Below are 1,409 nucleotides of genomic sequence, written 5' to 3'. Positions count from 1 at the left end.
TCTCGATGATGATGCGCTTGTCGGTGTCGTCCTTCTCGGGGCTGCGGGTGACCCGCTCGACGGGGACGCGGAACACGGTCACGCGACGTCGCTCGCGGTCCACCCGCCACCGGGGCATGTGGTCCGGCAGGGACTGGTCGGTCGGCATGTCGGCGACCTGGAAGATGACGCCCTCGAGTTCGGCGGGCCAGAGGCCGAGCAGGTAGTGCGCGGTGTCGCCGACGATGCGGTCGAACGTCTCGGCGCGCGTGATGATCGGCGCGAGGTCCGGTCCGGTGACGCTCGAGCGACCGCCGCGCCCGTGTCGGGAGCGGCCGCGGCCACGGTCGACCGGCGTGACGAGAGGGGTCCTGCGACGCATCACCACATCGTACGCGGCGGCGGACGCCCTGCCGCGCTCCGGTAGGGTCGGTGGCGGTATGGACGTGAGGATCTGCAGCAAGGTCGCCTGTGGCGCGAGCGCGGCGGCGACCCTCACCTACGACTACGGGGACTCCATGGTCGTCGTCGGTCCGCTCTCGACGCGCGTCGAGCCGCACGGCTACGACCTCTGCGCACGCCACGCGGCGCAGCTGCGCGTGCCGCGCGGCTGGCAGGTGGTGCGGCGCGAGCCGCTCCGTCGCGACGCGGACTGATGCGGTCGGGCACAGTCCTCCACAGGCGGCTTCCCGGAGGCGCGGTGCACGGCACCGACGTCGTCTGACGACCCGCGCCTCCCGGCGTGGAAGACTGGGCCCATGCGCACCGAAGCCCGTACCGCAGCACCGTTCCGCGTCGCCGACCTCGCCCTCGCCGAGGCGGGGCGACACCAGATCCGCCTCGCCGAGAACGAGATGCCGGGGCTGATGTCCCTGCGCGAGGAGTTCGGCGCGTCGCAGCCGCTCGCCGGTGCGCGCATCGCCGGGTCGCTGCACATGACAGTGCAGACCGCCGTCCTCATCGAGACCCTCGTCGCGCTCGGCGCCCAGGTCCGCTGGGCGAGCTGCAACATCTTCTCGACGCAGGACGAAGCCGCCGCGGCCGTCGCCGTCGGCCCGACCGGGACCCCCTCGTCGCCGGCCGGCGTCCCGGTGTTCGCGTGGAAGGGCGAGACGCTCGAGGAGTACTGGTGGTGCACCAGCCGGATCTTCGACTGGTCGGCCGAGGCAGCCGCCGCCGGTGCCGACTGGACCGGCCCGAACCTCATCCTCGACGACGGCGGTGACGCGACCATGCTCGTGCACACCGGTGCCGATGCCGAGGCCGCCGGGCGTGTGCCCGAGGCGGGTGCCGACGCGAGCACCGAGTGGAAGATCGTCCTCGACACGGTCGCCGCGTCGCTGCAGGAGTCGTCCGACCGATGGACCCGCATCGCGGCCGACATCGAGGGCGTCACCGAGGAGACCACCACGGGCGTGCACCGCCTGTAC

At 72.7% G+C, this 1,409-nt stretch carries 3 protein-coding genes; 2 read left to right on the top strand and 1 reads right to left on the bottom strand.

The features are described 5' to 3' along the window. Positions 1-361: hypothetical protein (locus I5E_RS02470; RefSeq protein ID WP_022905594.1), on the bottom strand; the 361-nt coding region annotated here is incomplete at its 3' end. Between the two features lie 58 nt (positions 362-419). On the opposite strand from I5E_RS02470, the gene I5E_RS02465 reads away from it, so the two are divergent. Continuing rightward, positions 420-635 (top strand): DUF3499 family protein, encoded by a 216-nt coding sequence (locus I5E_RS02465; protein WP_031261169.1) that lies wholly within the window; start codon positions 420-422, stop codon positions 633-635. 102 nt (positions 636-737) lie between these two features. Continuing rightward, positions 738-1,409: adenosylhomocysteinase (locus I5E_RS02460; protein WP_042723514.1), on the top strand; the 672-nt coding region annotated here is incomplete at its 3' end.

The sequence above is a fragment of the Curtobacterium sp. B18 genome (genome assembly GCF_000333375.1).
GTDB lineage: Bacteria > Actinomycetota > Actinomycetes > Actinomycetales > Microbacteriaceae > Curtobacterium.
Note: the sequence above shows the minus strand (reverse complement) of the source record. Positions and strands in the feature narration are given on the sequence as shown.